Source organism: Streptomyces sp. GSL17-111 (genome assembly GCF_037911585.1).
Lineage (GTDB): Bacteria > Actinomycetota > Actinomycetes > Streptomycetales > Streptomycetaceae > Streptomyces.
In genome coordinates this window covers 4,848,123-4,870,432 of the sequence record NZ_JBAJNS010000001.1, presented here as the reverse complement: position 1 = coordinate 4,870,432, position 22,310 = coordinate 4,848,123, and the positions used below count along the sequence as shown (strand labels likewise).

Here is a 22,310-nt window from a genome sequence, read left to right as displayed (position 1 = left end):
GGTTCCCGGGTCCCGGGCCTTCGGACTTCCGACAGTACCGGTCACCGCCCGCGCGGCCACAGTGCGGGGTCGGGGCGGAAGCGGACCGCGAGTTCTCCGTCCGCGAGGCGCGCTCCGACGACCGTGCAGCGGGCGAGGGCCCCGTCCAGCGGAAGGGCGCGGCGGCACGGACCGACCGTGACGATCACCTCGTCGCCGCGCCGTACCAGGTCGAGCCGCTCCCGGACGGCGCCCGGCAGCGGGAGCCGCCACACCAGCTCGTCCTCGGCGTCCCTGCGGTCCTCGACGCGCGGCACCGGACGGGGGCCGGGCGCCGACGCGGGGGCGGGCACGCCGAGCGCGGCCAACTCCTCGGGCGTGCGCGGTGCGCCGGGGCGCCAGGGGAGCTCGCGCAGCGGCACCGGCCCCAGCGCGGCGCGCAGTTCCCCGACGACCTCCCGCTGCCCGCCGCTCAGCGCGGCCAGGAACGGATCGGGGGACGCGGCGGGCAGCATCCGGTTCACCGTGACGGCGTCCAGCGGCACGCCGTAAAGCGCGAGCCCCGCCCGCGCCTCGGCCACGGCGGCGGGCGTTCCGGCCTCGGCGCCCACCACCAGCTGAACCGACGTGCCGGGCGCCGCCAGCACCTCCCGGACCCCGGCCAGCGCGTCCTGCCAGCGGGCGGCGGTGTCGTAGAGCCGGTCGGCGGGCGCCGGCACGCCCGCGAGCTGGGCGAGCATCGGACGCAGGGCCCGGGCCGCCTGCCGCTGCGGGGGCAGCAGGCGGTCCAGGTAGCGGGCGAGCTGCTCGGGCAGGGCCAGCTGCGCGAGGGCGTCGGCGACGGGCGGCAGGTCGGCGACGAGGACGTCCCAGCCGCCCCCGGCCCCCTCCCCGTCCCCGTCGTCCCCGTCGTGCAGGGCCCGGAGGGTGTGCAGGAGGGTGAAGGCCGCGGCGCCCGGTGGTTCCGTCAGTTCGTCCTCCTCCAGCGCCGACGCGCCGAGGAAGTCGAGGGCGGCCTTGCCACGGCTCTGGAGGTCCAGCGCCGCCGAGCGGAACGTCCGCGCCGCGTCGAGCCGCACGTGCCGCAGTCCGTCGACGGCGTGCAGGGCCTCGGGGAGCGGTTCGGGGCCGATCAGCACCGTGCGACGGCCCTCGCGTGCGGCGGCGAGCGCCGTGGCCGCCGCCACCGTGCTGCGCCCGGCCCCGCCGGTGCCGGTGACGAGGACCGTGCGTCGCACGTCAGCCCTGGTCGGCCCGGCCGGCGCCGGACTCGACGCGCTGCTTCAGGCCCTCCAGGGCGCGGTCGATGATGACCTTCTCGGCCTTGCGCTTGATCATGCCGAGCATGGGGATCTTGACGTCCACCGTCAGCTGGTACGTGACCTCGGTGTGGTCGGGGCCGGCCGGGGCCAGGCGGTAGGAGCCGTCGAGCGCGCGCAGCATCTGCGACTTCACCAGCGACCAGCTGACCTCGTGCGCCGAGTGCCAGGTGTAGGCGAGGGTGTGCTCGTCGCGGATGGCGCCCGCGTCCAGCAGCAGCCGCACCCGCTCGGCGCGGCCCTCGGCGTCCGTTGCGAGGACCTCGGCCTCCTGCACCTCCCCCGTCCAGTCCGGGTAGCGGGCGAAGTCGGCGATCACGCCCATCACTTCGGCCGGTGCCGCGTCGATGGTGATGCTCGACCTGGTGTGTTCCGCCATCGCTGTGGTCCTCCGCGTGACCCGTTCGAACTGCTGGAGCCGGTGCCGCTGAAGGCTACCGCGCGCCGGGGACGCACACGTCACCACTCCAGGACGAAGGGCTCCCCGGTGGCGTTGAAGTGGCCGACGTTGACGCATTCGGTGGCGCCGATCCGCATGCGCCGGGCCAGCGGCTGGTGCACGTGACCGAAGAGGGCGTACCGGGGCCGCACCGTGTGGATGGCCTCCAGGAGGGCGCGGCTGCCGTGCTCGAAGCGGCGGGCGACCGTGTCGTAGCACAGCTCGGGGACGTCGGGCGGGATGTGCGAGCACAGCACGTCCACGGGGCCGAGGGCGGCGACCTTGGCGGCGAACGTCTCGGGGTCCAGCTCGTAGGGGGTCCTCATCGGGGTGCGCAGCCCGCCGCCGACGAAGCCCACGGTGAGGCCGCCGATCTCCACGGTCTGACCGTCCAGGACGGTGATGCCCTCACCGGCGTACTCCGGCCACAGCCGGGGCACGTCCACGTTCCCGTAGGTCGCGAACGTGGGGGTGGGCAGGGCCGCGAACAGCTCGGCGTACTGGCGGCGGACGGCGGCCTCGATCGCGGCGGCCCGGTCCGTCTCGCCCCACAGGTCCCGGGCGAAGGCGCGGGCCTCGGCGTAGCGGCGCTCGGTGCGCAGCGCCACGTAGCGGCCGGCGGCCTCCGCGCCGAACAGCTCCGGGAAGATCCCCCGGCTGTGGTCGGCGTAGTCGAGGAAGAGGACGAGGTCGCCGAGGCAGAGGGTGACGTCCGCACCCTCGCCCGCCCGCGCGAGGGCCTCGGCGTTGCCGTGCACGTCGCTGACCACGTGAACCCGCGTACGTCGCATGGCCCAACCTTACGGAAGCCGTCTCGGCGCTCCTCGGCCCGTGCGGGGCGGCGCCCGGACCGGCGCGCGGGGACCGCCGTGCCGGGTGGGCCGGGTGTAGGGGGGTTACTACCGGTTTACCGGCTTCGTGGACTAGGGTCGGTGGGCGGTCAGCCGCGCGGAACCCCTGCGGCCCGGCCGGTGTGACACAGGGAACATCTGCCACCCAGCCCTGTACCGGTACCCGTACCGATGGGTAACGTCCGGGCCGTCCCGCACGCGAGACTCGTCCCGGTCTCGCCGCAACGGCAACACCCCGGCGCCGACGAGGAGCAGCAGTCTTGCGTGAGTTCAGCCTTCCGGCCCTGTACGAGGTCCCCGCGGACGGCAACCTGACGGATCTGGTCCGGCGGAACGCCGCGCGGTACCCGGACCTCGCCGTGATGGCCCGCAAGGACCCACGCGACCCGGCCCGCTGGGTGGACGTCTCGGCGACGGAGTTCCTCGCCGAGGTGGAGGCCGCCGCCAGGGGTCTGATCGCGGCGGGCGTCGCGGCGGGCGACCGGGTCGCCCTGATGTCGCGCACCCGCTACGAGTGGACGCTGCTGGACTACGCGATCTGGTGCGCCGGCGCGGTGACGGTGCCGGTGTACGAGACGAGCTCCCCCGAGCAGACGGCCTGGATCCTGGGCGACTCGGGCGCGGTGGCCGTTCTCGTGGAGAGCCCGGAGCACGCCAAGGCCGTCGAGGCGCTGCGCGACCGGCTGCCGGAGCTGCGGGACGTGTGGACGATCGACGACGGCGCCGTCGCCGAGCTGACCGAGCGCGGAGCGGCGGCCGGTGTCACCGAGGAGGCGCTCGCCGAGCGCGGTGCGGCCACCCGCGCCGACTCCCCCGCGACGATCGTCTACACCTCAGGGACCACGGGCCGTCCCAAGGGCTGCGTGCTCACCCACCGGGCGTTCTTCGCCGAGTGCGGCAACATCGTCGAGCGGCTGAAGCCGCTCTTCCGCCCCGGCGAGGGCTCGGTCCTGCTCTTCCTGCCCACCGCGCACGTCTTCGGACGCATGGTGCAGAACGCCGCCGTCATGGCGCCCATCCGGCTCGGCCTGGTGTCGGACATCAAGACGCTCACCGACGAGCTGGCCTCCTTCCGGCCGACGATCGTGCTCGGTGTGCCCCGCGTGTTCGAGAAGGTCTACAACTCCGCGCGGGCCAAGGCCGAGGCCGACGGCAAGGGGAAGATCTTCGACAGGGCGGCGGCCACCGCCATCGCCTACAGCGAGGCCCTGGAGGCGCCGGGCGGCCCGTCGCTGGGGCTCCGGCTCAAGCACAAGGTCTTCGACCGGCTCGTCTACGCCAAGCTCCGCGCCGTCCTCGGCGGCCGCGCCACGCACGCCATCTCCGGCGGCGCCCCGCTCGGCGCCCGGCTCGGCCACTTCTACCGGGGCATCGGCTTCACCGTGCTGGAGGGCTACGGGCTCACGGAGTCCTGCGCGGCGACGGCGTTCAACCCGTGGGACCGGCAGAAGATCGGCACCGTCGGCCAGCCGCTGCCCGGCAGCGTCGTGCGGATCGCCGACGACGGCGAGGTCATGCTCCACGGCGACCACCTGTTCTCCGGCTACTGGAACAACGAGACGGCCACGGCCGAGGTGCTCTCCGAGGGCTGGTTCCACACCGGTGACATCGGCACCCTCGACGAGGACGGCTACCTGTCGATCACCGGCCGCAAGAAGGAGATCCTGGTGACGGCGGGCGGCAAGAACGTCGCCCCCGCCGTGATCGAGGACCGCATCCGGGCGCACGCGCTGGTGGCCGAGTGCATGGTCGTCGGCGACGGACGGCCCTACGTGGCCGCGCTCGTCACCCTGGACGAGGAGTTCCTGCCCCGCTGGGCCGAGGAGCACGGCAAGAGCGGGCTGAGCCACCAGGACCTGCTGGCCGACCCGGAGCTGCTGGCGGCCGTCCAGCAGGCCGTGGACGACGGCAACGCGGCGGTGTCGCGGGCGGAGTCCATCCGCAGGTTCCGCATCCTGCCCGCGCAGTTCACCGAGGAGTCGGGGCACATCACGCCCTCGCTCAAGCTGAAGCGCAACGTCGTCGCGAAGGACTTCGCGCACGAGATCGAGGCGCTCTACACCTGACGGCTACCGCCGACGCCCGGGACGCCCGCCGGCCGGCTCCGGCGGGCGTCCGTCGGCGGCCCAGGCCAGCAGGGCGTCCGTCTCCCAGGTGTTGACGACGCGCTCGACGGGCACGCCGCACTCCACCGCCCGCAGGCAGCCGTTCCCCTGCCAGTCGAGCTGGCCGGGCGCGTGGGCGTCGGTGTCGACGGCGAACAGCACCCCGGCGTCCACGGCCTGCCGCAGCAGCCGCCGGGGCGGGTCGAGCCGCTCGGGACGGCAGTTGATCTCCACCGCCGTGCCGCCGGCGGCGCAGGCGGCGAAGACGGCCTCCGCGTCGAACTGGGACTCCGGGCGGCCACGACGTCCGCTCAGCAGCCGTCCCGTGCAGTGGCCCAGGACGTCCACCAGCGGGTTCTCCACGGCGGCCACCATGCGGCGCGTCATCGCGGGCGCGGGCATCCGCAACTCGGAGTGGACGGAGGCGACGACGACGTCGAGCCGGTCGAGCAGCTCCTCCTGCTGGTCCAGCGAGCCGTCGCTCAGGATGTCGCACTCGATGCCCGTCAGCAGCCGGAAAGGGGCCAGCTCCTCGTTGAGCGCGGCCACGACGTCCAACTGCTCGCGCAACCGCTCCGGTGACAGCCCCCGGGCCACCGTCAGCCGCGGCGAGTGGTCGGTGAGCACGGCCCAGCGGTGCCCGAGGCCGGCCGCCGCACGCGCCATGACGTCGATGGGGCTGCCGCCGTCGGACCAGTCGGAGTGCGTGTGGCAGTCGCCGACGAGGGCCGCGCGCAGGGCCCGGGCGGCCTCGGGCAGCTCCGGCGTCCGGCCGGCCTCGTCCTCCAGCCGTGCCAGGTAGCCGGGCACGGCCCCGGCGAGCGCCTCGCGCACGACTTGCGCCGTGGTGTCCCCCACGCCGTGCAGAGCGGTCAGCGAGCCGTCCCGCGCCCGCCGTGCGATCTCCCCCGACGGGAGGTCCGCCAGCACGCCCGAGGCCCTGCGGAAGGCCCGGACCCGGTAGGTGGGCGCCTGGGCCCGTTCCAGCAGGTACGCGATCCGGTCCAGCGCCGCGACGGGGTCCATGGGACTCCAGCGTCGTCCCCCCCGGAGCCGCGCCGCAACGCGGACCGGGTCCTCGGGCGGCACGACGGAGCGGCGCTCACGGGGAGCGTCGGACGGTACGCGGGGCCTCAGGGGGCCCGGAGCAACTCCTTCAGCCGCTCGGCGAGCAGGTCCCAGCGCCAGCGCTCCTCCACCCAGGCCCGGCCGCGCTCCCCCATGCGCCGCGCCAGCTCGGGATCGCGGAGCAGCGCCGACACGCGCTCCGCCGTCTCACGCGGGCTGTCCCCGCGCACGACCCAGCCCGTCTCCCCGTGCAGCACGGCGTCGGGCGCGCCCCCCGAGTCCCCGGCCACGACCGGCAGCCCGGTGGCGGACGCCTCCAGGTAGACGATGCCGAGCCCCTCGACGTCCAGGCCGCCGCGCCGGGTGCGGCACGGCATGGCGAACACGTCACCCGCGCCGTAGTGGGCGGGCAGCTCCTCCCAGGGCACGGCGCCGGTGAACCGCACGGAACCGGCGACGCCGGTCTCCTCGGCCAGCCGGCGCAGCTCGCGGTCGTAGGGGCCGCCGCCGACGATCAGCAGCACGGCCTCCGGCACGTCGGCGAGGACGCGCGGCAGCGCCCGGATCAGGGTGTCCTGCCCCTTGCGCGGCACCAGCCGGGAGACGCACACCACGACCGGGCGGTCGGTCAGGCCGAGCCGCTCACGCACCGCGTCACCCCCGGAGTCCGGATGGAACGCCTTCTCGTCGACGCCGGGGGGCAGCTGCGTCATCCGGGCGGCGGCCTCCGGCGTCAGGGCCCGCGCGATCCGGGAGCGCGTGTACTCCCCCAGGTAGGTGAGCGTGTCCGTGGACGTGCCGACGCGCCGCAGCAGCCCCCGGGCCACCGGGAGCTGGGCCCAGCCCGCCTCGTGCCCGTGCGTCGTGGCCACCAGCCGTTCGGCCCCCGCCGCGCGCAGCGCGCCGCCCATCAGCCCGAGCGGGGCTGCCGCGCCGAACCACACGGCGCGGCAGCCGTGTTCACGCAGCAGCCCGGCGGCGCGCCGGGTCACGCGGGGGGTGGGGAGCAGCATGGTGGCGCGGTCCCGGACGACGGTGAACGGCTGCTCCGCGTCGAACCGGGCGGTCGCCTCCCGCCCCTCGGCCGTGCGGTTCCAGGTCGAGGCGTAGACGACGACCTTCTCCGGGTCCAGCCGCAGCGCCATGCTGTGGAGGAACGCCTGGATTCCGCCGGGCCGGGGCGGGAAGTCGTTGGTGACAATCAACGTCTTGTGCATCGCGCACGACAGTACCGCGTCGCCGGTGTCCGGCCCCGGCCACCACCACGTACGGTCGGTGCCATGCGCCTGCCCCTGGTCGTCTGGGCCCTGACCCGCACCGCCCTGCTCCTGTGCGTCTTCGGCGTGGTCACGCTGCGCGGGCCCGACGTGACGACCGACGTGTCGGTGATCTACCAGAACTGGGCGGAGACGCTGCGGACGGGCACCTTCCCGCAGGCGGACGTGACCTGGCAGTACCCGCCCGGCGCGGCCCTGCCCGTCCTGGCCCCGGACCTGCTGCCCTTCCTGTCCTACCCGGCGGCCTTCTTCGTCCTGGTCTGCGCCGCCGACGCCGTCGTCCTCGGCCTCCTGCTGCGGCCCGCGCGCCCCCGGGCCGGTGCCTGGACGTGGATCGCGGGCGTCCCGCTGCTCGGGCCGACGGTGTACGCGCGCTACGACCTCCTGGTGACGGCGCTCGCCGTCGGCGCCCTCCTCGCCGCCGCCCGCCGACCCCGGCTCGCCGGGGCCCTGGTCGGGCTCGGCGCGCTCGTCAAGGTGTGGCCCGCACTGCTGCTGACGGGGTACCGGACGGGCCGACCCGCGCGGCGGCTGTGGCTCGCGGCCGGGGCCACCGCCGCCGGGGTGGCGGCGCTGCTCACGCTGGCCCTCCCGCACGGTTGGGACTTCCTCTTCGCCCAGCGCGACCGCGGTCTGGAGGTGGAGTCCGTCGGCGCCCTCGTCTTCCACGTCGCACGGCACTTCGGATGGTCGGGCCACGTCAGCCTGCACTACGGCTCGATGGAGTTCCTCGGCCCCGGCGTGGGGGTCGTCGCGACGGCGTCACTCCTGCTGACGCTGGCGGCGTTCGGCTGGCTCCTCCTGTGGCGGACGCGCGCCGAGTGCTGGGGCCCCTCCACCCCGGCCGACGCCGCGTTCGTGGCGGTGCTGCTGTTCACGGTCACCAGCCGCGTCATCAGCCCGCAGTACCTGGTGTGGCTGACCGGCCTGGCCGCCGCGTGCCTGGCGCTCGGCTCCGCGCGGCAGCGGACCCCGGCCCGCCTGGTGCTGGCCGCCACGGCGGTGACGGTGCTGGAGTTCCCGCTGTTCTTCGACGCCGTCGTGACCAGCACCCCCCTGGGCATCGCGCTCCTCGTCCTGCGCAACGGGCTCCTGGTGGCGGCCGCCGGCCTGGCCTGCGCGGAGCTGTGGCGCTCGACCGTCCCCCGGGTCCGGGGCGGGGATCAGGGCCGCGCCACCGCGCTGACGGGCATCATGCCCACGGGGTCGTAGCGGACGCCGGCGCCCGGGTAGGGGGCGTGGATGACCCGGCCGCCTCCCGCGTACATCGCCACGTGGCTCGCGTCACTGCGGTAGATGACGAGGTCGCCCGGCCGCACCTCGGAGAGGGGCACCCGCCGCCCGGCGTGCGCCTGGCCCTGCGAGGTGCGCGGGATCGAGACGCCCGCCTGCCGGTAGGCCCACTGCGTCAGCCCCGCGCAGTCGAACGCGCCCGGCCCCGCCTGCCCCCACGCGTAGGGGCGGCCCAGGGCGCTGTGCGCGGCGCTCAGGGCCGCGCCCCACCGTCCGGAGACGGACTCCGGCGGCACCGCACCGCGCCGCTCGGCGCCCCGGGAGGCCCGCTGCTCGCGTTCGCGGCGCTCCTCCGCCGTCAGCGTGTTGAGCAGCCTGCGGGCGGCGGTGAGCTTGCTGCGCACCGACTTCTTGTGCCGGCTCAGGCGCCCGCGCTCCTCCTCCAGCCGCTCCAGCGTGCCCTTCGCCCGGTCCCGTTTGTCGTCCAGCAGCCGCTGGGCGGCGCGCAGTTCGCGCAGCTCGCCCGCCTTCCGGCTGCCGATGCGATCCAGGGTCGCGACCCGGCCGAGGTAGCCGTCCGGGTCGCTGGAGAGCATCAGCGCGATCGTCGGTTCGAGCGCGCCCGAGCGGTACTGCGCTCCGGCCAGCGCACCGAGCGCGTTGCGCAGGCGGTTGACGCGGCCCTGGCCCCGGGCCACCTCGTCCTGCGCGTGCTCCACCTGGGCGCGCAGGTCGGAGACCTTCTCCTGGACGGCGTTGTACTTCTCGGTGGCCCGTTCGGCCTCGGCGTACAGCCCGTCCACCCGGGCGTTGACCGAGGCCACCGAGGGTTCCCCCGGCTCCGCCCCGGCCGGAACGGCGGTCATCACGGCGGCCGAGGCGGCGGCAGCCGTCAGGACGGTGGCCCGCATGCCGAATCCGGGCTGCGGGGTGTGTCGATGCGTGCCCACGGCTGGCCGCGCTCCTTCCGCTGACATCCCCTCCTCCTCGGACGGGCGCCCGCACAGTAGCGGCCTCTCGGGTGCGGCTCAAAGCACCCCGGGGTGACGCTCAACGGCGTGATGTTGACGCTCCGGGCCCCTCACCGGTGCCGTTGCGGCCTGGGAGCGGTGGGCACGGCAAGCGCGACCCGCCATGATTCACCCTCAGGAGGGAAACGGCGCGTCCCCGTGGACGGCGGAACGCACACGGCCGCGGACGGCGGAACGCACACGGCCGCGGACGGCGGATCAGATCCGCACGCCCCACATGAACGGCATCCCGGACCGCGCTATGGACTCGTACCGCACCTGCGCGCCCGGCTTGGGCGCGTGCAGCATCTGGCCGTTGCCGGCGTAGAAGCCGACGTGGCCGAGGTCGTTGCGCAGGATGACCAGGTCGCCGACCTGGAGGTCGCTCATGGAGTTGATACGGGTGCCCGCGTTGGCCTGGGCCTGCGAGGTGCGGGGGACGGAGATGCCCGCCTGCTGGTAGGACCACACGACGAGACCGGAGCAGTCGAAGGAGTTGGGGCCCTTGGCTCCCCACGCGTAGGGCATCCCGACGCGCGTGGTGGCGGCCTGGTAGGCGGAGGCCGCGCGTCCGGGTGCCGCCTCCTCCTTGCCCATCTCGACCCGCTCACCGGCGGCCCGGCTGGCCCGCTGCTCCTCGGCGCGCATCTCGGCGCGCTCCTCCTCGGTGAGCTTGTTGAGGAGCTTCTGCGCCTCGGCGAGCTTGTCCTGGACCTTCTGCTTCTGGTCGCCGAGCTCCTTGCGGGTGTCGGCGAGGTCCTCGAGCTTCTCCGCCGCGTCGTCCCGCTGCTGCTTGAGCTGCCGCTGCTTGCTGCCGATCTTCTTGAGCGCGCCGACCTGCTTGACGCTGAGCTGGTCCAGCGAGGAGGCGCGGTCGAGGTAGTCGTCCGGGTCGGCGGACAGGAGCAGCTGCACCGAGGGGTCGAGCCCACCGTTGCGGTACTGCGCGGTGGCGAGTGAGCCGAGGCCGTTGCGGAGCTCGTTCAGGTCGTCCTGGCCACGGGCCACGGAGTCCTGGAGCTCGTCGACCTCCTCCTGGAGCTTGTCGGCCTTCTCCTTCGCCCCGTTGTACTTCTCGGTCGCCGCCGCCGCGTCCTCGTGCAGCCTGTCGACCTCGGCCTTGACGCCGCGCTTCGTCGGATCCGGAACGGGGTCGGCCATCGCGGAGTTGGAGGACAGGGCAACCGCCGCGGCGGCCGTCGCGGTCAGTACGGTCGCGCGGGTACGGCCCGGCTGCTTGGGACGACGGTGGGACGCCACTGGGGCGAGCTCCTTCTTCCTCAGCCGCCTGCCGGACCCCGGACGGGCGAACCCTGCCCGGTGGACCGGCTCCGCTTGCGCGCTGCGGACTCGGCGGTTCCTCCGCTGTCACCCCGGATGGGCGATCAACCGTGCGGAGGTTCGAAGCCAGACAGTAGCGAGGTGCCGACGACTGCTTCAAATCCTTGGGGCGAAAATCTCACCGCACACCGCCATCCTTTACCAACATCACACAGGTAGCAACAGCCACTTGACGTTGGGTGAGCCACAACCGCTCACGGATGCCCCCACATCACGGGATACCGGGAAAAGCGGACTCTCCGCTCACGACCGGGCAAGTCGCCTGAGCAGCAGGGCCGATGCGACGGGGCGTGCGCCGGCCTCGGCCACGCCGTCGGCCACCTCCCGGTCCGTGGAGACGACGACCACCGGACGCCCCCCGGGCTCGGCCCGCACCAGCCGCCGGATCAACTCGTCGGCCGTCTGTCCGGGCTTGCTGAACAGCACCCGCACGCCGCGCGGCGGGGCCAGCAGCACCGGCGCGGCCAGCTCGGCCCCGTCGAAGACACAGGTGACCTCCGCCCCGGACTGGGCCGCGAGCCCCGCCAGCCCGCCGAGCAGCCGCAACCGCTGCTTCTCCAACGGCATGGACGGATAGCCGGTCTTGGTGACGTTGTACCCGTCGACGAGGAGGTGCACCTGCGGCAGCGCCAGCAACTGGTCCAGCAGCGCCGGGTCCTCCTCCGACAGCGCCCGGTGGGCGACGTCCTTCGGGCTCATCCGGCCCGGCTCCACCGCCTCCACGGTGTCGGCGGGGTGCTGCGCCGCCGGGGGCAGGGCGAGCTCCCGGCGGAGCCCCTGCGCGGCGTCCAGCACGGTGTCCAGCAGCAGCCGCACCCGCATGTCCGCCACACCACGGCCCTCCCGCGCGGCGCGCCGTCCGGCCTCCAGCGCCGACTCCGCCTCGGCGACCCGCCCCCGCAGCCGCCGCGCCTCGCTGTCGGACGCCGCCTTCTGCGCCTGGGCCTGCCCCCGGACCTCCTCCAGCTCGGCGGCCAGCTTGCGCAGCGCCGCCTCGCCGCGCTTGACGTCGGCCTGGGCGCTGCGCAGCCTCCGGTGCAGCCCTTCCATCTCGCGGCGGGCGGCGTCCAGCTCGGCGCGCAGCCTGCCGTTGTCGTCGCGCCCGGCGGCGCGGGCCTCGGCCAGTTCCGCGCGAAGCCTTCCCAGCTCCCGTTCGGCCTCCGCCCCGGCCCGCTCGGCCTGCGCGCGTTGCGCCTCCTCGCCCGCGGCGGCCACCAGCTTCGCCCAGCCCTCCGGCCGCAACACGTAGGCGAGGGCGGCGACGTCGACGGGGTCGGCGGCGGCGGGGGGCGAACCGTCCGCGACGGCCTCGGCGAGCTCCGGGAGGAGCTCCCGCAGCCGGCCCGCGACGCGCTGCCGGAAGACGGCGTCCGTCTCCAGCGCGGTGGCCATGGCGTTCCCGCCGAACTTCGCCCGGCGGGCGGGGGTGAACTTGGCGTACTGCCGCAGGGGGGCGGGGAGTTCCGCGACGGTCAGCCCGCCGAGCGCGTCGCCGGTCAGGGACACGACCTTGCGGCGCACCCGCTCGGGCAACGGACGGTCCAGCGCCTCGGCGGCACGCGACCGCTCCCCGGCGCCGCGCGGCCGCTCCTCGCGCGGCTCACCGCCCGTCGTCTCCTGCACGGCTCCACACCCGTCCGTCTCTGTTTCAGACCTCGGCGCCGGGCCGGTCCACCAACTCGATCTGGTCCACGGCGTTGCACCAGCGGCACCGCACGGACTCGATCGCCTCGCTCAGCACCTCGCGCTCCTCGATCCTGGGCTCACCGGCCAGATCGAGGTGAACGTACTCCACGACCCTGCTGCTGCGCGTCACGTCGAAGCGGGTGAGGTTCCCGCACAGGGTGCAGCGCCACCGCGTCTCGGCCGTCGGCTGAGGGACCGGCATGGTTCGTCCTCGACTTTCCTCGGGGCTGTCCGGGATGTGCTCACGGGCACGACGTTGTGCGGCGCAGGCTCCTACCTGCAACCCTACGGCCTGGAGCCTGCCCCGTGTGCCGGGTGGCCACGCCGTGGCCGAGCCGTCACCTGGGCGTGAGGCTAGAGTGAGGCCCGACCAGGCGAGTGAGGGAGACGAGACCGTGATCACTTCGATCGTGCTCATCAGGACCAGCACCGATGCGATCCCCGAGGTCGCCGAGCAGATCGCCGCCCTGGAGGGCGTGAGCGAGGTGTACTCGGTGACCGGCGCGCACAACCTCATCGCGATGGTCCGCGTCGCGCGCCACGACGATCTCGCCGACGTCATCCCCGGACGCATCAGCAAGGTGCCCGGCGTCCTGTCCACCGAGACGCACATCGCCTTCCGGACGTACTCGCAGCACGACCTGGAGGCGGCGTTCGCCATCGGCCTCGACTCCTGAGGAGCCCGGGCGCCCACCGCGTCAGGGCCGGGACGGGCCGCGGCGCAGCAGCTCCTCGGCGGCCGTCAGGAACCGGTCGACGTGGCTCTGCGGGGTCCCCGCCCCGAAGCTGACCCGGACGGCGCCCAGTTCACCCTCCTCCGGAGCGCCCCCGCACTCCCCCGGGGTCACGGCGTCGGCACCCAGCAGCGCCCGCAGCAGCGGGTGGGCGCAGAACAGTCCGTCGCGCACCCCGATGGCGTACTCGTCCGCCAGCGCGGTGGCGAACTCCCGGCAGGACCAGCCGCGCACGGTGAACGACACGACGCCCACGCGCGGCGCCTCCGCCCCGAACAGGGACAGCACCCGGACCTGCGGCAGCCGGGCGAGCCCCGCGCGGAGCCGGCCCAGCAGCCGCTGCTCCCGGGCGACGAGGCGGTCGGTGCCGGCCTCCGTCAGGGCCCGGCAGGCCGAGGCGATCGCGTAGGCGCCGATGACGTTCGGCGAGCCGGCCTCGTGCCGGGCGGCGGAGGTGTGCCACTGGACGCTGACCGTCCCGTCCGCGCCGCGCACGACGCTGCGGCTCGCCCCGCCGCCCGCGAGGTACGGCTCGGCCTCCCGCAGCCAGTCCGCCCGGCCCGCCAGGACGCCGGCCCCGAAGGGCGCGTAGAGCTTGTGACCGGAGAAGGCCGCGTAGTCCACGCCGAGCGCGCCGATGTCGACGGGGTGGTGCGGGGCGAGCTGGGCGGCGTCCAGGGCGATCCGCGCGCCGTGCCGATGGGAGACCGCGGCCAGGTCCGCGACGGGCCACAGCTCGCCGGTGACGTTCGAGGCCCCCGTGACGCACACCAGCTTCGGGCCCTCCGGGGCGCCGCCGAGCGCGTCGTCCAGCAGGGCCACCGCCTCCTGCGGGCTGCGCGGAACGTCCAGCCAGGTCACGGCGCGGCCGCGCCAGGGCAGCAGCGCGGCGTGGTGCTCGGACGCGAAGACGAACACCCGGGTCCCGGCGGGCAGCACGGCGGCCAGCAGGCCCAGCGAGTCCGTGGTCGAACGGGTGAAGACGACGTCGTCGTCCGGGCGGCAGCCGAGGAAGTCGGCGACGGTGGCCCGGCTCTGCTCGAACAGGTCGGTCGACAGCCGCGAGAGGTGGCCGGCGCCCCGGTGGACGCTGCCGTAGTAGGGCGCGTAGTCGGCGACGTCCTCCCACACGCGGCGCAGGACGGGGGCGCTGGCCGCGTAGTCGAGCGCGGCGTAGGTGCGGTCGCCCGCGCCGCAGGGAACGCGCACGTCGACGCCCAGCACGGGCAGCGGATCGTCGCCACCGGTGTCGGGCGACGGACGGAGGGTGACGGAGGCGGGGAAGGCAGGGGTGGCGACAGTGGCTGCGGACATGCTGAGGCTCCAGGGACAGGGGCGAGGGAGTTCGGGACGCGGACCGGAGCGCTCACGGGGACGTCCGGTCGATGAGCTGCGGGGCCGCACGGGGCCCGGGGGCACAGGCCCTCAGACAGGCCCTAGCGCATTCGCTGATGCATCGGAGAACTCCCTCGACCGCGCTTGCCGCCGACCTTGCTGTCGTGCGGCCCGGTCATCACCCGGGGCACCCCGCCACGGTTGGAGGGTTGCCGGACAGCGGGCCGGGGCCGTTGTCGCTGTCACTCGTGACCTGCGCCGAGTATGCCACAGGGGGCGGCGTCGCCCCACCCCGCCGGAAGGCGTCCGGCACGAACCCGGCCGCGGTGGCCGCCCGTCCGGGACGCGCGGCCACCGCGGCCGTCAGAGGTGCGTCGCGGCGGCCCAGCGGTGCAGCGTGGCCTTGGCGGCACCGGAGTCGATCGACTCCGCCGCGCGGGCGATCGCCGCCGGCAGCTGCTCGGCGAGCGGCGCCTCACCCGGCGTCAGGGCCACCAGCGCGGCGGCCGAGTTGAGGAGCACCGCGTCCCGGACCGGACCGCGCTCGCCGTCCAGCACCCGGCGCGCCACCTCGGCGTTGTAGGCGGCGTCGGCCCCCCGCAGCGCTTCGACGGGCACGAACTCGATGCCGACGTCACGGGGGTCGAAGGACTCCTTGCGCACGGCGCCGTTGTGCACGACGTACACGGTGGACGTCGAGGTGACCGTCAGCTCGTCCAGCCCGTCGTCGCCCCGGAAGACCAGGGCCGAGGTGCCGCGTTCGGCGAGCACCCCGGCGACGATGGGCGCCATCCGGGCGTCGGACACCCCCGTCGCCTGGGCCCGCACCCGGGCCGGGTTGGTGAGCGGGCCGAGGAAGTTGAACGTCGTGGGGACGCCCAGCTCGCGGCGGGCACCGGCGACATGGCGCAGGGCGGGGTGGAACTTCACGGCGAAGCAGAAGGTGATGCCCGCCTCCTCCGCGACCTCCGCGACCCGTGCGGGGCTCAGGTCCAGGTTGACGCCCAGCTGTTCCAGCACGTCGGACGCCCCGCTCGCGGAGGACGCCGCCCGGTTGCCGTGCTTGACGACCCGGGTGCCCGTCCCGGCCACGACGATGGCCGACATCGTCGAGATGTTCACCGTCTTGGCCTGGTCACCACCGGTGCCGACGATGTCGACCGAGGGGCCCGCCACCTCGATGGTCCTGGCGTGCTCGTACATCGTGCGGACGAGACCGGCGACCTCCTCCACCGTCTCGCCCTTGGCCCGCAGGGCCACCGCGAAGCCCGCGATCTGGGCGTCGGTCGCCTCGCCGCGCATGATGCGGTCCATCGCCCACGCCGTGTCCCCGGCGGTGAGGTCACGGCCGGCCAGCAGGGAGTTCAGCACGCTCCGCCACGAGCGCTCCGCCATGGTGTCGCCTCCGGCGGGGGTCACAGCGCTCATCGGGCACGCTCCTGTCGACTTGGCGTAGGCGGCCTGCGTGCGCACGCCGCGTCCCCACACTATCGGCCCCGCGTGACGCCGCAGGGCCCCGTCCACCGTCCGGACGTGGACGGGGCGGGGCCCTGCGGGGTGGAGCGGGCGGCGTTGTGGCGACGCCGGGGGATCAGTGGTGGCCGTGGCCGGACATGATCTCCTGGTACTCCTTGGGCGTCGGCTTGGGGATCTGCGCGTGGGGGCCGAAGTAGCCCCGGCTGACACGGACCCGCAGCCGCTCGATCGGGCCGACCTTGCGCTTGACGCCGTTCTCGTCGACGGCGGGCGGCAGCTCGGCCGGCTTGCGCTGCTCGTGCTGGGTCAGCAGGTGCAGCTGCTCCTGCGAGAGGGGCTCGTGCACCTCGACGAACTCACCGTGCGGGAGCCGCTTGATGATGCCGGTCTCGCGGCCGTGCAGCACCTTGTCGCGGTCCCGGCGCTGGAGACCGAGGCAGATGCGGCGCGTCACGACGAACACCAGGACGGGCACGACGAAGAAGCCGATCCGGACGAACCACGTGATCGCGTTGATCGACAGGTCGAAGAAGATCGCCCACAGGTCGTTGCCACCACCCACCAGCAGCACGAAGTACCAGCTGATCCACGCGGCACCGAACGCGGTGCGCGTCGGGGCGTTGCGCGGCCGGTCCAGCAGGTGGTGCTCCCGCTGGTCCTTGGTGACCCAGTTCTCGAAGAACGGGTACACGGCGATGGCGGCGAGCACCAGCGGGAAGATCATCAGCGGGATGAACACACCGAAGTTGATGGTGTGCCCCGTCGGGATGACCCACTCCCAGCCCGGCATGACGCGGATGAGGCCCTCGGAGAAGCCCATGTACCAGTCCGGCTGGGCGTTGGTGGACACCTGGTCCGGCCGGTAGGGCCCGATCACCCACACCGGGTTGATCTGGACGGCGGCCGACATCATCGCGATGACGCCGAAGACCAGGAAGAAGAAGCCACCGGCCTTCGCCATGTACACCGGCATCAGGGGGAAGCCGACGACGTTGGAGTTCGTCCGGCCGGGACCGGGGTACTGCGTGTGCTTGTGGTAGAAGACGAGGATCAGGTGGGCCACCACGAGGCCCAGCATGATGCCCGGCAACAGCAGCACGTGGATCGAGAAGAACCTCGGGATGATCTCCGTCCCGGGGAACTCGCCGCCGTAGAGGAACATCGCCAGGTACGTGCCGACGACGGGCACGGCCAGGATCGCGCCCTCCATGAACCGGACGCCGGTGCCCGAGAGCAGGTCGTCCGGGAGCGAGTAGCCGGTGAAGCCGGTGAACATGCCCAGCACCAGCAGCAGGAAGCCGAACAGCCAGTTCAGCTCGCGCGGCTTGCGGAACGCTCCGGTGAAGAACACCCGCATCATGTGCACGAACATGGCGACGAGGAAGATCAGCGCCGCCCAGTGGTGGATCTGCCGGACGAGCAGACCGCCCTTGACGTCGAAGCTGATGTCCAGGGTGGAGGCGAACGCCTCCGACATCAGGACGCCCTGCATCGGCACGTACGAGCCCTCGTAGTGGATCTCGGCCATGCTGGGCTTGAAGAACAGCGTCAGGTAGACGCCGGTCAGGATGATGATGATGAAGGAGTAGAGCGCGATCTCACCCAGGAGGAAGGACCAGTGGTCCGGGAACGCCTTCCGGATGTTCTTCTTCGCGGCTCCGTAGATGCCGAGCCGGCCGTCGGCCCAGTCGGCGATCCGCTCTCCGCGGGGCGCGCTGGCCCGGGGGCGGACGTTGTCGGCTGCGTTACTCATCCGCGCTCCCAGAAGCTCGGTCCGACGGGCTCGGCGAAGTCGTCCAGCGCCATGAGGTAGCCCTCGTCGTCCACACCGATGCGCAGCTGCGGCAGCGGGTGGCCGGCCGGGCCGAAGATGACGCGGGCGCCGTCGGCCAGGTCGAAGGTGGACTGATGGCAGGGGCACAGCACGTGGTGCGTCTGCTGCTCGTACAGGCTGACGGGGCAGCCGACGTGCGTACAGATCTTCGAGTACGCCACGATCCCCTGGTAGGACCACTCCAGTTCCTGCTGGTCCTTGATGTCCTCCGGCTCCAGCCGGACGAGCATCAGGGCCGCCTTGGCGATCTCCTTCTGGAAGGAGTGGTCGTCGTGCTCCAGCCCCTCGGGCAGCGCGAAGCTCAGCGACCCGATGGTGATGTCCTCGGGCCGCAGCGCCTCGTGCGTGTTCTCGTTGACGAGACGCTTGCCCCGGGCCCAGGCGGTGTGCCGCAGCTTGGTGCCGGGCATCGGGCCGAGGCTGCCCAGCAGCACGACGCCGGAGAGCGGCACGAGCGCCAGCGCGCCGAACATGGTGTTGCGGATCAGCTTGCGACGGCCGAGCTGCGAGTCACGGGCGCCATCGCCGAAGGCGGCCAGCGCCCCCGCCTTGTCCTCGTCGCCCGCGCCGATGGGGTAGCGGTCCTGGACGATCTCCGCGCCGCTCATCAGGGTCCGCGACCAGTGGACGGCGGCGGCACCGATGCAGAAGAGCGCGACACCCAGCGTCATGCCCAGCGCGAAGTTGAGGGCGCTGATACGGCCGATCGGGAAGATGTAGACGTACTCGTCGACCGGGATCATCGCGTAGGCGACGATGAAGGCGAGAGTCGCCAGCATGGAGACCGTGAACAGCATGGCCACCGTGCGCTCGGAGCGCTTGGCCGCCCGCTCGTCGATGTCCTGGATGCGCGGGTCGTGCGGCGCCAGCCCCGGGTCGGCGAACGGGTTCGTGTGCACCTCCGGCTCCGCGCCGGATGCGTCCTGCGCGGAGGGCAGGTTCTTGTCGTCTGACACGTTCTCGTGTGGTCCAGTCTCGCTACTCATGACTTCCTGGCCTTGGCGTTGTGGGCCGCGATCCAGACGGTGATCCCGATGAGGATGGGCAGGCCGATGGCCCAGGCGAACAGGCCCTCGGCGACGGGGCCGAAGCCGCCCAGCTTGTACCCGCCGGGGGTCTTGGCCTCGGAGGAGTTGACCTGGCCGAGGTAGGCGGCGATCTCCCGCTTGTCCTGCTCCGTGAGCACGGTGTCGGGGAAGGACGGCATGTTCTGCGGGCCGGTCTGCATGGCCTCGTAGATGTGCTTGGGGTCGACGTCGTCCAGCCCCGGGGCGTACCGGCCCTCGGTCAGGGCGCCGCCCTCACCGGTGAAGTTGTGGCACTGCGCGCAGTTGGTACGGAAGAGGACACCGCCCTCGGCGATCTCCTCGGCACTGAGCCCCTCGGGGCTGTACTGCTCCTCCGTCGGGATGGCCGGGCCGGGGCCCAGGGAGGCGATGTAGGCGGCCATCTGGTCGATCTCGGCCTGCGAGTACATCACCGGCTTCTTGGGCGCCTGGGCGCCCGGGGCCTGCATGGGCATCCGGCCGGTGCCGACCTGGAAGTCGACCGCGGCGGCGCCGACGCCGACGAGGGTCGGGCCGTCAGAGGTGCCCTGGCCACCGGTGCCGTGGCAGCTGGAGCAGCCGACGGCGTAGAGCTTCTTGCCCTCCTCGATGGCGAGGGACTGGGCTGCGGGCGTCTCGTCGGCCTTCGCCTCGCCGGCGGGAGCGAACGCGGCGTACAGCCCCCCGGTGGCCGCCAGCGCGAAGAGGAGAACGACGATCGCCGCCAGCGGATGGCGCCGTCGTGCGGAGAGCTTTTTCACGGATTACCCCGGTGTCAGGATCTTCTGCGTCGATGTCTATGGCTCTGCTGTCAGGCCCCTGGCCCGACTACTTGATCAGGTAGATCGTGGCGAAGAGGCCGATCCAGACGACGTCGACGAAGTGCCAGTAGTAGGACACGACGATGGCCGCGGTCGCCTGGTGGTGGGTGAACCTCCGCGCCATGTACGTCCTGCCCAGGACGAACAGGAACGCGATGAGGCCGCCGGTGACGTGGAGCCCGTGGAAGCCCGTGGTCAGGTAGAACACCGACCCGTAGGCGTCCGAGGCCAGGGAGAGGCCCTCGTGCTTCACGAGCTCGACGTACTCCACGATCTGCCCGCCGATGAAGACGGCGCCCATCACGAACGTGATCGCGAACCACGAGCGGAGCTTCTTGACGTCCCCACGCTCGGCCGCGAACACACCCATCTGACAGGTGAGTGAGGAGAGCACCAGGATGGTGGTGTTCACCGCCGCGAAGGGAAGATTGAGCGCATCCGCCTTCTCGGTCCAGAACTCGGCGCCCATCACCGAACGAGCGGTGAAGTACATCGCGAAGAGTGCCGCGAAGAACATCAGCTCCGAACTGAGCCAGATGATCGTCCCGACGCTGGTGAGGTTCGGCCGGTTGACCGACGGGTGCGCGTGCCCGGTTTCTACTGCTGTTGCTGTCGCCACGACCGACATTATGTCGGTCGCTTATTCCGTACTCACTTCGGGGGGTCCGGTTCGGTGTGTCCGCCCGCCCCGCGCGGCGCGGACGCGGGGCCGGGGGGCGCGGCGGGAGTCGTCCGGAGTGCTGCCCGCCGGGCCCCCGGAGGAGTAGCATCCCCGGTAGCCGGGGAAGCCTGGGAAGCCCGCACCACCTGTTCATCCCTGTCCCACCTGTCCCACGTGTCCCAGCAGAAACGAACGCGGAGGAACGATGCAGCCGACGGCCACGGTGCTGGTCTACAGCGATGACGCGAACACGCGGGAGCAGGTGCGGCTCGCGGCCGGACGGCGGCCCTCGGCGGACGCGCCGTCGGTGGAGTACGTGGAGTGCGCGACGCTGCCGGCCGTGATCGCCGCGCTGGACGCCGGGGGGATCGACGCCTGCGTGCTGGACGGCGAGACCGCTCCGGCGGGCGGGATGGGCGTGTGCCGCCAGATCAAGGACGAGATCTTCGACTGCCCGCCGGTGCTGCTGCTCATCGGGCGGCAGCAGGACGCCTGGCTGGCCACCTGGAGCCGCGCCGACGCCGTCACCGCGCACCCGGTGGACCCGGTGGCCCTGGCGGACGGTCTGGCGGGCCTCCTGCGCGAGCGGACGGCCCAGCACGCGGGCTGATCCCCCCGGGCCCCCCGAGCCGTACGTGCCGCCGCTGACGGCCGGGACGGCCCCTACGGCCTCGGCGGCGGAGGGGTGGGGCACCCGAGCGGCACCCCACCCCTCCGCCGCACCGCTCACGCGGTGGGGCGCAGGCGCCCCGCCCCGCCGCCGCTCGCGGCGGCCTCGGAGGTGTCCGGGGCCTCGGCCGTCTCACGGTCCCCGGGCTCGTCGGTGTCACCCGAGTTGCGGGGGTTGTGGAGGGCGCTGCCCTCGCGCCACTCCTTCCAGGAGAGGTTCCAGTCGCCGAACCCGTTGCCGAAGGCGGGCATGTCGGTCCCCTCGGTGTTGACGTGGGTCACCAGGTCGCCCTGGCGCACGTTGTTGAAGAACCACTCGGCGTTCGCGGTGCTCATCCCCGTGCAGCCGTGGCTGACGTTGGAGTAGCCGTGTGAGCCCGACGACCAGGGCGCCGCGTGCACGTACTCGCCGCTCCACGTCAGCCGGGTGGCCCAGTGCACCGGCAGGTCGTAGGACTCCGAGCTGCCCGGCGCGATGCCGATGCTCGTGCTGGTCATCCGGACGAAGGACTGGCGTCCGAGGATCACCTTGACGCCGTTGCGGGTGCGGAATCCGGCCTTGCCGGTGGTGATGGGGAAGGTGTTGACGACCTCGCCGTTGCGCTTGACGGTCATCTGGAGGGACGCGGCGTCCGCGACGGCCTCCACCCGGTCCCCGGTCTTCAGTTCGAGCTTCTCGGTGGCGGCGCCGTAGAGGTTCTTGCGCACCCGCACACCCCGCAGCCGGCTCTCCACGGTGATCTCGGCGTTGGTGGGCCAGTACTCCTTCGGGCGGTAGTGCAGCTTCGTGCCGTCCACCCAGTGCCAGGAGCCGGTGACCTTCGGGGTGGAGGTGACCCGCAGGGCCCGTTCGACGACGCGCCGCTGGGCGTTCTCGTCGACGGGCTTGCTCAGCTCGGCGGTGAGGGGCTGCCCGACGCCGTACGTCCCGGCCTCCGGGCCGAACGTCACGTCGAGCCGGTGCTCCTTGGGCGCCTTGCGGGTGGTGAACGTGCGGTCGGTCCGGCCGGCGTGGCCGTCCTCGTTCTCGGTGCTGACCTTCACCGTGTACTCGGCGCCGGCGACCAGGGGCGTCGTACTGCGCCATCGGCTCCCGTCGGCGCTGAGCTCGCCGCGGACGTAGCGGCCCTCCGTGTCGACGACGAGCACGTCCGTGATGCGGCCCTCCTCCCCCGTGGCCGTGACCTCCAGCGGCTTCTCGGCGTCGACGGCGCCCCGGCCCTCGGTGTCCGCGCTGACGGCGACCTGGTCGGCGGCGTCGTACGGCTTCCCGCCCAACGGATGGGAGGAGTCTCCGCAGGCCGTCAGCACCACCGCCGACGCCAGCAGCACCGCGCCGCTTCGCGTGATTCGTTGCGATCCATGCGTCCCGTGCCTCATGCAGTAAAAAGTATGAATAGTGGGCAGAACGGGCGCGTTGTGTACG

General features: G+C 73.2%; 20 protein-coding genes and 1 riboswitch. Of the genes, 4 read left to right on the top strand and 16 right to left on the bottom strand.

The annotated features are described in order from the left end of the window. Positions 1–41 precede the first annotated feature (41 nt). From V6D49_RS21690 to V6D49_RS21680, 3 genes are all read right to left on the bottom strand, one after another. The gene (locus V6D49_RS21690) at positions 42–1,217 is read right to left on the bottom strand and encodes an ArsA family ATPase (RefSeq protein WP_340562117.1); all 1,176 of its coding nucleotides are present in this window, start codon (positions 1,215–1,217) and stop codon (positions 42–44) included. A gap of 1 nt (position 1,218) precedes the next feature. Continuing rightward, entirely contained in the window at positions 1,219–1,677 is a 459-nt protein-coding gene (locus V6D49_RS21685) for an SRPBCC family protein (protein ID WP_340562116.1), read from the bottom strand. Positions 1,678–1,757: 80 nt separating this feature from the next. Continuing rightward, positions 1,758–2,528, bottom strand: a complete 771-nt coding sequence (locus V6D49_RS21680) for a metallophosphoesterase family protein (protein WP_340562114.1) — start codon at positions 2,526–2,528, stop codon at positions 1,758–1,760. A gap of 320 nt (positions 2,529–2,848) precedes the next feature. Between V6D49_RS21680 and V6D49_RS21675 the strand changes: the two genes are divergently transcribed. Continuing rightward, on the top strand, positions 2,849–4,654 hold the full coding sequence (locus tag V6D49_RS21675) for an AMP-dependent synthetase/ligase (protein ID WP_340562112.1): 1,806 nt from the start codon (positions 2,849–2,851) through the stop codon (positions 4,652–4,654). A 3-nt stretch (positions 4,655–4,657) separates the two neighbouring features. Here the strand turns inward: V6D49_RS21675 and V6D49_RS21670 are convergent, their stop codons facing one another. Together V6D49_RS21670 and V6D49_RS21665 are read right to left on the bottom strand one after the other, a co-directional pair. Then, a complete protein-coding gene (locus tag V6D49_RS21670) occupies positions 4,658–5,719 on the bottom strand; it encodes a PHP domain-containing protein (protein WP_340562110.1) in 1,062 nt (353 codons plus the stop codon). A 107-nt stretch (positions 5,720–5,826) separates the two neighbouring features. Further along, positions 5,827–6,978, bottom strand: a complete 1,152-nt coding sequence (locus V6D49_RS21665; RefSeq protein ID WP_340562108.1) for a glycosyltransferase family 4 protein — start codon at positions 6,976–6,978, stop codon at positions 5,827–5,829. A 63-nt stretch (positions 6,979–7,041) separates the two neighbouring features. Here V6D49_RS21665 and V6D49_RS21660 point away from each other — a divergent pair, with 63 nt between their 5' ends. After that, positions 7,042–8,250 carry a glycosyltransferase family 87 protein gene (locus tag V6D49_RS21660; RefSeq protein ID WP_340562107.1) on the top strand — a complete coding sequence of 403 codons (1,209 nt, stop codon included), beginning with the start codon at positions 7,042–7,044 and terminating at the stop codon, positions 8,248–8,250. Here the strand turns inward: V6D49_RS21660 and V6D49_RS21655 are convergent. From V6D49_RS21655 to V6D49_RS21640, 4 genes are all read right to left on the bottom strand, one after another. Further along, a complete protein-coding gene (locus V6D49_RS21655) occupies positions 8,202–9,221 on the bottom strand; it encodes an NlpC/P60 family protein (protein ID WP_445330575.1) in 1,020 nt (339 codons plus the stop codon). The two genes, V6D49_RS21660 and V6D49_RS21655, sit on opposite strands and share 49 nt — an antisense overlap. 279 nt (positions 9,222–9,500) lie before the next feature. Then, on the bottom strand, positions 9,501–10,541 hold the full coding sequence (locus V6D49_RS21650; RefSeq protein WP_340562106.1) for a C40 family peptidase: 1,041 nt from the start codon (positions 10,539–10,541) through the stop codon (positions 9,501–9,503). 324 nt (positions 10,542–10,865) lie between these two features. Beyond that, complete coding sequence (locus V6D49_RS21645; protein ID WP_445330574.1) at positions 10,866–12,245, bottom strand: NYN domain-containing protein; 1,380 nt, start codon at positions 12,243–12,245, stop codon at positions 10,866–10,868. Between the two features lie 25 nt (positions 12,246–12,270). After that, on the bottom strand, positions 12,271–12,510 hold the full coding sequence (locus V6D49_RS21640) for a hypothetical protein (RefSeq protein ID WP_340562105.1): 240 nt from the start codon (positions 12,508–12,510) through the stop codon (positions 12,271–12,273). A gap of 193 nt (positions 12,511–12,703) precedes the next feature. On the opposite strand from V6D49_RS21640, the gene V6D49_RS21635 reads away from it, so the two are divergent. After that, positions 12,704–12,985, top strand: coding sequence for an Lrp/AsnC family transcriptional regulator (locus V6D49_RS21635; protein WP_191207597.1), 282 nt, complete (start codon positions 12,704–12,706; stop codon positions 12,983–12,985). A 21-nt stretch (positions 12,986–13,006) separates the two neighbouring features. On the opposite strand, the gene V6D49_RS21630 is transcribed toward V6D49_RS21635, so the two are convergent. The 6 genes from V6D49_RS21630 to ctaE form a co-directional block, all read right to left on the bottom strand. Beyond that, positions 13,007–14,356, bottom strand: a complete 1,350-nt coding sequence (locus V6D49_RS21630; RefSeq protein WP_340562104.1) for an aminotransferase class V-fold PLP-dependent enzyme — start codon at positions 14,354–14,356, stop codon at positions 13,007–13,009. 156 nt (positions 14,357–14,512) lie between these two features. Then, positions 14,513–14,631: riboswitch (SAM riboswitch) on the bottom strand. 109 nt (positions 14,632–14,740) lie between these two features. Continuing rightward, positions 14,741–15,805, bottom strand: coding sequence for an anthranilate phosphoribosyltransferase (gene trpD, locus V6D49_RS21625; RefSeq protein ID WP_340562102.1), 1,065 nt, complete (start codon positions 15,803–15,805; stop codon positions 14,741–14,743). 163 nt (positions 15,806–15,968) lie between these two features. Further along, positions 15,969–17,606, bottom strand: a complete 1,638-nt coding sequence (gene qcrB, locus V6D49_RS21620; RefSeq protein ID WP_340562100.1) for a cytochrome bc1 complex cytochrome b subunit — start codon at positions 17,604–17,606, stop codon at positions 15,969–15,971. Continuing rightward, positions 17,603–18,673 (bottom strand): cytochrome bc1 complex Rieske iron-sulfur subunit, encoded by a 1,071-nt coding sequence (gene qcrA / locus V6D49_RS21615; RefSeq protein ID WP_340562098.1) that lies wholly within the window; start codon positions 18,671–18,673, stop codon positions 17,603–17,605. The genes qcrB and qcrA overlap by 4 nt, the downstream gene beginning before the upstream one ends. Next, entirely contained in the window at positions 18,670–19,494 is an 825-nt protein-coding gene (gene qcrC, locus V6D49_RS21610) for a cytochrome bc1 complex diheme cytochrome c subunit (RefSeq protein WP_340562097.1), read from the bottom strand. The genes qcrA and qcrC overlap by 4 nt, the downstream gene beginning before the upstream one ends. A 67-nt stretch (positions 19,495–19,561) precedes the next feature. Continuing rightward, positions 19,562–20,182 (bottom strand): aa3-type cytochrome oxidase subunit III, encoded by a 621-nt coding sequence (ctaE, locus tag V6D49_RS21605; protein WP_340562096.1) that lies wholly within the window; start codon positions 20,180–20,182, stop codon positions 19,562–19,564. Positions 20,183–20,420: 238 nt separating this feature from the next. Between ctaE and V6D49_RS21600 the strand changes: the two genes are divergently transcribed. Next, positions 20,421–20,825 (top strand): hypothetical protein, encoded by a 405-nt coding sequence (locus tag V6D49_RS21600; RefSeq protein ID WP_340562095.1) that lies wholly within the window; start codon positions 20,421–20,423, stop codon positions 20,823–20,825. A 116-nt stretch (positions 20,826–20,941) separates the two neighbouring features. Here V6D49_RS21600 and V6D49_RS21595 read toward each other — a convergent pair whose 3' ends face one another. Beyond that, positions 20,942–22,264, bottom strand: coding sequence for an Ig-like domain-containing protein (locus tag V6D49_RS21595; protein WP_445330573.1), 1,323 nt, complete (start codon positions 22,262–22,264; stop codon positions 20,942–20,944). Positions 22,265–22,310: the final 46 nt, after the last annotated feature.